This window comes from Pseudodesulfovibrio halophilus DSM 5663, assembly GCF_059568665.1.
This window is the reverse complement of the sequence record NZ_JCANTV010000004.1, coordinates 77,880-84,453: the sequence shown is the minus strand read 5'-3', so window position 1 is coordinate 84,453 and position 6,574 is coordinate 77,880. Positions and strand designations below refer to the sequence as shown.

Genomic DNA, 6,574 nt, shown 5'->3' with positions numbered 1-6,574 from the left:
GTCGGCGTTGCCTGTGTAGCTGAACACCCTGGAGAAACCCGGGACGGAGCGGAAGACGTAGGCGATGTGCTCAGACCCGTCCTCGTTGGTGTTCCCGGTATGCCCCACGGTGAAGTGCGTGTTTGTCGGTTCCGTGTCGCTCCACCCCGCGCTCGACGTGACCAGCGCATTGTCGAGGTTCGGATAGACCAGCTTGGTGGCACCGAGGGCGGAATGGTAGGCCATCCAGTTCTGGCCGTTGGTGGTGATGTTCTTGACGATTATCAACTCGGGAACGCCGCCACAGTTGTGGGCGAGCTGCTTTCCGGCAATCCCGTCACCAACATAGGGCACAATATCGAACCCGAACTCCGGCCCGCGCTTGAGGCAGAAGTCCACATACGGCCTGCTGTCGCCGTAGTTGACAAAAGTGGAGCTCCCCATGGTGTAGCCGTCAGCCGCAAACGCCTTCAATGACTCGGCGTCCGTCCGGTCAGCGTCTGCGCTCTGCATCGCCAGCCAGTGCGTTGCGCCGCGGCAGGTGTCGAACACCCCCCACGAGGTGGCCGCGTCCCGCCCCTTGGTCAGCACGAAGTCCGGCGCAAAGCCGAGACCGCTCACCGTGGCGTCCGCGCCCGTACCGCTGCGAAGCACGATGTCCACGCCCTTCGCCGGGTCAAGCGGCTCCGGCTCGGGGAGGTTCGCGCTGGACAGCGGGCTGTAACCCACGGGCGGCCCGTAGGCGAAGCCCGTTGCGCCGAAGTTGACCGTCTGTGCGCCGCCGTTGGCGCTGGCAAGATGCAGCAGTATCTCCCGATCGTCGGTGGAGTACGAGCCTGCGTGAATGACAGCGTTGTTCAGCCGCACTTCAAATTGATCATTTTCTGTATCGAGGAGCAGACCAAGCACATCACCCCCCGACCAAGCGGAGAATGTACCAACACTGGCCCCGTCGACCACAAGCGTCCCGTCAGCGCGATAGTAAAACGGCTGGTCGCCATTTCCCGGCTGACGCAGCCCGATAAACGCACTGCTGCTTCCGGCGTTTCCCGCGTCGGTTTTGGATTCGATATACCACTTGCCCGGAGGAATCAGATGCGTGCTGTACGACTCACGTCCGCTGGTGCCGCCGACGGACGCGGTTGTGTTTCCGTTTGCATAGGACACTGCCGAATCCGAGGTCGTTGCCGGATTCAGCGTGGAGTAGTTGTCCGTCGGCGTATCCAGTGTCTGCACAGGGCTGCCGTTCACGGTCCAGTGGTTGCCGTTGCCGGAGACGTCCCGGCCGAGGTTGGCGGCATCGGCGAAGTCGAGATGACTGCCGCCTGCGCTGTACTCTCCGGCATAGACGCGAGGCGTCCAGAGGGTGGACACGGTCGGCGAAACCGAGCCGAAGGGGTCGGCGGTCGTCCGGTCCACGGCGTGCAGGTCGGCGTAATATCCGTGCGAGGACCCGCAGAGCGCGATCAGCAGGTTTTCCAGCAGTTCGTGAAAGGACGTCCCGACGCTGCCGCCGTATGCCTGCGGCGTGCCGTCATTGATTTTGTATGTGACAGTAGACCCGGTTTTTTCGATGCGCAGATGGTAATGCCCGCTCATGTCGATAAGCGGCGCAAGGCTGGCAGCGGTGGGCTTGAACCAGACGGAGATGACCGCATCCGTGCCGAGGGCGGGCGAGGCGGAAAAGCCGTTCTCCACGAGCGCGGAATGGCCGATTGCGTGCCGGAAAACCGCTGCGTCGAGAGCGGTCCTCAGGCCGGAAAACGGGTGAGAGATCGGATCAAACATCAGGCCACCGCCTTGAAGTCCTGCAGGGCCGTGCCGCGCAGCACGCCGCCGCGCTCGATGAAGGTGACCACGTCCTCGGCGCCGGGCTTGGGCGTCACCACCGGGGCCACGCCGCCCGGCCAGAGGATGGACGCGGGCCACGCAACGGATCGTCCGCCGGTGGCGTCCTGTATCAATGTCAGTTCTCCCGGACCGGGGTTCGTGATGCTGATGGCCGTCACGTTCTCGGTGAGCGTCAGCACCGCGCGGGGTGCGGCGGCCATGTCCCACGTCACCGTCCCGGTTTCGATGGCCAGCGCGGTCTGTTCGTACTCCTGGGGCGCGGTCCAGAGGTTGGGGACCGCGATGCCGGGGGCGCCAATATCCGAGCGCACCTGTGCGGCGGTGCGGTGCTCGTAAGAGAGGGCGTCCGGCGTCACGCGAAGCATTTCGCAGCCGGTCAGCGAGGTCATATCGGGAAGAGAACTGGTGGAGGCCGCCTGCACGGCTTCGTCGCGTGCCGCCTGCGCCTCCTCGCTGCTGGCGCGGGCGATCTCGGCGTTGGTCTGGGCCGCCGCCACGTCTTCGCCCGTGGGGCCGTTGGCGATGTTGTCGCCGCTCCAGCAGAGGGTGCAGCCTTCCTGCGGGTCGGGCATCCTCACGTCGCTGACGGCGGAGGAGACGCGCAGGCTTACCGCGCGGTCAAGGCGTTCGGAAAGGGACTGGCAGATCATGGTCAGCCGGTCCAGCGCCCGTTCATGCGTCTCCGCCGGGAACGGGCCGTTTTCCATGTAGTCCACCTCCTGAAGGATGGGCGGCTTGCGCCGGATGACCAGCGTTTCGCCTTCAAGCGGCGCGGTGCCCGTGCGCAGGGTGCCCCCGTAAGGGCTGCCTTCCCCCTCGAGGGAGTAGTGGGTGCCTCGGGAGAGAATGGCCTCGCTCCCGTCGGGATAACGCAGCACCGCCTGCACGTCGGCTGCGGCTATGAAGAGAAACGGCACCGCGAAGTCCTTGGTGGAGCCGTTCCCTGCGTATGACACGCGGTTGGTGGTGGATGATACCGTCATTGCCTACCTCCTGTTTCTGTAAAGTTTTGCCCCGAGGCCGATGGCCGTTCCGCGAGGGCTCAGTCCGGCCGCCAGGCGGGTCGTGTCGGCCTCCCGCCTCCCTTTCCGGAGGATCTCGCGAGCCTGCGTCTCGGCATAGTCGAGCGTCTTCTGCTCATCTTCGCGGGCCTCGGCGGTGCGGGCCGCGTCGACCAGCGCGCGCGATCCGCTTCTGGCCAGTCCGGAGCGGCTGGCTCTTGCGCGAAGTCTTCCGAGGCGCTGCTCGCCTTCCTCCCGGACAGCCCCGGCGTTCTCCTCGCCCGCGTCGAGGACGTCTTCAGCGTTTGCCCGTGCTGCCTGCTCCTTGAGCCGGGCCTGCTGTCGGGCGATGTCTCGGGACTCGTCGCCGTCGCCGCCTCCGTCCGTCATGGAACGGAGGTCCGAAAACAGTCGCACGGCGCCGTTGATGTCCGCGGCCACGTTTTTGTTCATGCCCATGGTCTTTCTCCTTGCTTGTTATTCGTTGACGACCGCCTTCGGCACGATGAGCAGCAGGCACATCGGCAGGGGCTGGTCCTGCACCACGGTGAGGTCGCCGTCGCGGTCCCATCCGCCGGAAAAGAGCACGCTCTTGTCGCCGCTCCACGGTTCGGGCGCGCTGCCCATGGGCGTGGAGGGAGTGCGGAAGTGGATGGTCTCCAGCCTGTCGGGGGAGGGGCCCACCTTGCCGCCCAGAGTGCGATGAAAGCGCACGGACACGCTCACCACCCGTTTGCGCTTGGTCTGTGCGGTGCCGCGATGCGAACCGGACTCCATGCGCACGGGGCGCAGCGTGGAGACGAAGGGCAGCCCGGCCTGAACCGTGTCGGCCTCGGTGTTGAGGCTGATGGTGCCCTGCGCCGATACGGGCACGTCGCTGTGCACCGCGCCGTCCGCCAGCACCGAGACAGTCCTGCCAGCGAGGTGCTCCAGGCCGCCGAAGGTGCGCTGTGCGTCTGCGGAAAGAGTGACGCCGCTGTCCACGAAGAACGCGTCAACCGCGTCGCCATCGAATTCCGGGTCCAGCCGCTCCACGTACCGCCGCTCGATGCCGCCCGCTTCCCGCCGCACGATGCACCACAGCTCGTCCCGGCCCGATGCCGGGGAGTGGATGGCGCAGATGTGCTCCACGAAGCCGTCGGTGATGATGCGGCTCCAGGCCGCGACGTTCTGGTCCTTCTGATAGGTCAGGGCCGCGATGCTCCCGTCCTTTCTGAGGCAGAAGATGATGGGGTCCGGCTCCTGAAGGCAGGCCAGCATGGTCACGCCCGGGCCGGTGATGTGCCCGGAGAGCAGGGTCAGGTCCGATGAGACGAAGGCGTCGGATTCGAAGCGGTAGGCCATCTCGCGGATCTTGCGCCCGCCGCGCTGGATGAAGATGGAGGCGAAGCCCACGGTTTCCGGCTGGTGCGGCTCGGCTCCGCAGGTGCCTTCATGACCGGCCTGCGCGCCGGACGGGGTCACCGGGTCGCCGGATGCCGCGCCGGATACGGTCCACTCGCCCCCCGCGCAGCCCACCCAGAGCCGCGCCTTGGACACGAGAAACCGGATGCCGTTGGCCTGCCTGCCGGAGAGCGTGAGCTCCACGGCATCGTCGTCCAGCGGCTTCTCCCCGGGCGGAGCTTCCACGCGGTCGCCCACCTCGCAGCTGGTCCAGAACGCCTCGTTCAGGTTGCCGGAAGCGTCGTGGATGACTTCGATGTCCGAGTCGAACCGCACGGTCTCGTCCGCGCCGTCGGGATCGAAGACCTCCTCGCCCCGGTACTGGTAGTAGCGAAGCGCCCCCTGAGCGTTTTTGCCGCGCAGGCCGTAGCCTTTCTCGAACAGGCCGCCGTCCTTCACCAGAAAGGTCTCGCCGCCTTTCCCCATCCCGGTGCCGGAGCAGGTGAAGTCCCGCCAGTCCTCCAGCGGCGCCTCGCGGCTTTTCAGCCGCATGTCCGTGAAGTCGCCCACGCGTGACATCCAGATGGTGGCGGGCCTGTCCGGCGTGGCGGCCAGCACCAGCCGTTCCTGATGGAAGGTGACGCAGGAGGGGTAGTTGCCCTCCTGCCAGTTCTCGGGCTTGTCCGTGAACGCGAGTTCGGTGAGCGTCCAGTCCGCGGCTCCGGCGCAGAGCAGTTTCCTCGGCGGGTGCCGGGGGTGGACCAGCACGAGAAAATCTCCGGACTGGGCATGGCGCAGCTCGTGAAGATCGTCGGGCAGATACGGCAGGTCCATGCGAAATTCAGCACCTTCCGCGAGGACGGGGGAGTCGCCGGAGAAGACTCGCATGACGGTCTTCTGCCCGATGCTGTCCAGCTCCAGCAGGTAGGTGTGTTCCCTGTTGAACTCGAAGGGAATGAACAGGCCGGGGCCGTCGCCGAGGGCGCGGGCCATGAAGCGCAGGCCGGACCGTCGCCATGCTCCGCCGTGGGGGTGGACGAGGAAGTTCTCAAGCGTCCGGCAGGCGTTGAAGTAGGGGCTGATGTCCACCCTCCCTTCCAGCCGGGGGCTCAGTTCCCCGGCCGTGAAGTTGGTCAGGGCCGGTGTGGTGATGCTCATGATTGCTCCTTTGTCGGGGCCGGTTTTCCGGCGCGGTTTGGGCAGCAGTATATCCCCGGGTGCGCGGGCGGGGCGTTTCCGGAGGCGTCGCGGGCGTTCCGGGGGCGACATTTCCTCTTGACAGGGGCGGGCAGTCGGTAGGAATCCTGCGCACGGAGACGCCATGAACGAACTCGCCCAAAGACTTTCGCAACCCCTTGCAGTGCGCGGCAGGACCGTCGCCAACAGGCTCTGGCTGGCCCCGATGGCCGGGCTGGGGCATGTGGCCTTTCGCCATGTGCTGGACGACTTCGGCGGCTGCGGCCTGCTGTTCTCGGAAATGACCTCGGCCAAAGCGCTGCCCACGGAGAACCCGAAGGTCTCGGCCGTGTTCCGCTGGCGCGAAGAGGAACTCTCGCATCTGGTCTGCCAGATCATGGGCGGCGAGCCTGCGGAGATGGCGGCTGCCGCCGAGAGGGTCGAGCGCGAAGGCTTCTTCGGCGTGGACGTGAACATGGGCTGCTCCGTGGCCGCCATCGTCAAACGCGGCGCCGGGGCCGCGCTGCTCAGGGAGCCGGAGCGGGCCGAGGCCGTGGTCAGAGCCATCCGCGGAGCCGTGGACATTCCGGTGTTCGTGAAGTTCCGCACCGGCTGGACCCCGGACCCGGCAGGCGCGGTGGAACTGGCGAACCGCTTCGAGCAGGCCGGCGCGGACTGTCTGGTCTTTCACCCGCGCGTCTCGCCAGACCGCAGGACGCGGCCCCCGGTGCTGGATCACATCCGGCAGGTGAAGGAGGCGGTCTCCGTCCCGGTGTTCGGCAACGGGAACGTCTGCACGCCCGAAGACGCGACGCACATGCTGGACAGCACCGGCTGCGACGGGCTCTCGCTCGGCCGGATGGCGGTGGCGCGGCCGTGGCTCTTTTCCCAGTGGATCGACGGGGTTCGTCACGGCGCTGACATCTATCGCAGGACCGCGCTGGCGTTGCTCGACGCGCTGGAGGAGCACTACGATGCGCAACGGGCCGTGAAGTTCTACAAGAAATACGCGGTGTACCTCGCCGCCAACTTCGCCTTCGGCCTGAAGCTGCTGCCCCGCCTGACCGGAGCCGACAGCCTTGACGGTCTTCGCGAGCTGGCCCGGCGGGAGCTGCGCGACGACATGGCCATCACCAGCCGCCCAAACAGCCTGCTGTTCACGCGTTGAGCGTTGACACCCCTGC

Annotated in this window: 5 protein-coding genes; 1 reads left to right on the top strand and 4 read right to left on the bottom strand. The window is 66.6% G+C overall.

Annotated elements, in window-relative coordinates; genetic code table 11:
- From BR24_RS01785 to BR24_RS01770, 4 genes are all read right to left on the bottom strand, one after another.
- On the bottom strand, nt 1-1,767 hold a 1,767-nt coding region (locus tag BR24_RS01785; protein WP_496539800.1), incomplete at its 3' end, for a DUF7483 domain-containing protein.
- Complete coding sequence (locus tag BR24_RS01780) at nt 1,767-2,813, bottom strand: hypothetical protein (RefSeq protein WP_496539799.1); 1,047 nt, start codon at nt 2,811-2,813, stop codon at nt 1,767-1,769. The genes BR24_RS01780 and BR24_RS01785, both read right to left, overlap by 1 nt.
- A gap of 3 nt (nt 2,814-2,816) precedes the next feature.
- Nucleotides 2,817-3,290, bottom strand: a complete 474-nt coding sequence (locus tag BR24_RS01775) for a hypothetical protein (RefSeq protein ID WP_496539798.1) — start codon at nt 3,288-3,290, stop codon at nt 2,817-2,819.
- Between the two features lie 18 nt (nt 3,291-3,308).
- On the bottom strand, nt 3,309-5,372 hold the full coding sequence (locus BR24_RS01770; protein WP_496539797.1) for a phage tail protein: 2,064 nt from the start codon (nt 5,370-5,372) through the stop codon (nt 3,309-3,311).
- A gap of 163 nt (nt 5,373-5,535) precedes the next feature.
- Here BR24_RS01770 and BR24_RS01765 point away from each other — a divergent pair, with 163 nt between their 5' ends.
- Nucleotides 5,536-6,558 carry a tRNA dihydrouridine synthase gene (locus tag BR24_RS01765; RefSeq protein WP_496539796.1) on the top strand — a complete coding sequence of 341 codons (1,023 nt, stop codon included), beginning with the start codon at nt 5,536-5,538 and terminating at the stop codon, nt 6,556-6,558.
- Nucleotides 6,559-6,574: the final 16 nt, after the last annotated feature.

What these genes read in the sequence shown, in the direction of transcription:
- BR24_RS01780 (WP_496539799.1), bottom strand. Translation starts at nt 2,813, where the DNA reads ATGACGGTATCATCCACCACCAACCGCGTGTCATACGCAGGGAACGGC.
- BR24_RS01775 (WP_496539798.1), bottom strand. Translation starts at nt 3,290, where the DNA reads ATGGGCATGAACAAAAACGTGGCCGCGGACATCAACGGCGCCGTGCGA.
- BR24_RS01770 (WP_496539797.1), bottom strand. Translation starts at nt 5,372, where the DNA reads ATGAGCATCACCACACCGGCCCTGACCAACTTCACGGCCGGGGAACTG.
- BR24_RS01765 (WP_496539796.1), top strand. Translation starts at nt 5,536, where the DNA reads ATGAACGAACTCGCCCAAAGACTTTCGCAACCCCTTGCAGTGCGCGGC.